Annotated in this window: 1 protein-coding gene; it reads right to left on the bottom strand. The window is 58.7% G+C overall.

What is annotated here, in order from left to right:
- Positions 1-1,195: transposase (locus FNU79_RS18955; RefSeq protein ID WP_225430220.1), on the bottom strand; the 1,195-nt coding region annotated here is incomplete at its 3' end.
- Between the last annotated feature and the right edge of the window lie 20 nt (positions 1,196-1,215).

Genomic DNA, 1,215 nt, shown 5'->3' with positions numbered 1-1,215 from the left:
CCTCATATTCTTCCTGCTCCAGGATTTGCAAGACGCGGCGTGGCTGCTTGCTTGATGTGCACAGCTCGTGTGTGGGACAGATTCCACAGTCACTTCGGCTGAATCTAATCCGGATGCAGGGATGCTGCGCCTCGTTGAGCGCCGCTCTCCATGAAACCGAGGTCTTACCTTGCGGACAAATCGCGTGTTGCTGCGCCCAATCGATCTGAAATTGCGGCGTGTCATAGCCAAGATTCTGACGGCTTTGCCAGGTGGATACCTTGCGAATCGGACCCATTAATGTGATGTCGTGAATCTTGGCACTGGACACCAGCAGTTCGGCGTCAGTGTAAGCGGCATCGACGAAATGTTTGCTGGGGAGCAGCTGTTTCGCCGCCAACTGGTCGTGAATCGTGGCGGTGCTGGCACCGTCGTAGTCCATCGCCAGGGTGGTATGAACATGCGTGATGATATGGGCCGCGTCTTCATCGCAGGTTTCCGTGAGATGAACTTTATAGCCAGACCACTCGGTGCCCCGCTTGGTGCTGTAGTGCATCTCTGGGTCATAGGGGGACTGGAGACGCTCGCCAACGGGAGGGGACTCTGCTCCCTCCTTCCAGCGCAACACGCTGCCAGTGCGGTCAAAATGCGTTTGCCAGACCTGGCGGAGCAGTCCAACCCGCTTGGCTGCCCGCGCTTCACTGGGCGAGTCTTCAGCATCCAGCGCATCAAGCAGAATAAACCCGTCCTGACCGATTTCCAAAACATACAGCCGCCGCTTGGCTTCGGTTTTGGGCAGCAGCGGATCTTCGATCCGGTGGGCATAACATTTGAACCACGCTGGCTGAGCGAGCCCGGTGAGCCAGTCCGGCACCAGATCAGCCAACTCGTTGAGTGTGGCCCGCAAAGTTTCACCGACCAGCTCGGCCAAGTGAAGGTCGCGCACGGCTCCGAGGACGTGTGTCGAGTCAGTGCGCTGCTTACCACGGGCTTTGACCAGCCCGTGGCGCTGGAAGTGCTCGAGCATCCGGTCAAGAAGACGGTACTCAGCGTGCCCGCTCACCAGCCGGGCACGAAATTCGCAGAGAACGCTGAAGTGGAAGCCGGGATCGTGCAACGTCAAGCCCAGTGCGTATTTCCAGTCGATCCGGCCTCGCACATATTCCGCTGCCTGGCGATCACTGACGTTCTCCAGAAACTGGAGGACGGTAACCAAGGCCAACCGCCAGGCCGGTA

The sequence above is a fragment of the Deinococcus detaillensis genome (genome assembly GCF_007280555.1).
GTDB classification, from domain to species: Bacteria; Deinococcota; Deinococci; order Deinococcales; family Deinococcaceae; genus Deinococcus; species Deinococcus detaillensis.
This window is presented reverse-complemented; position numbering and strand designations above follow the sequence as displayed.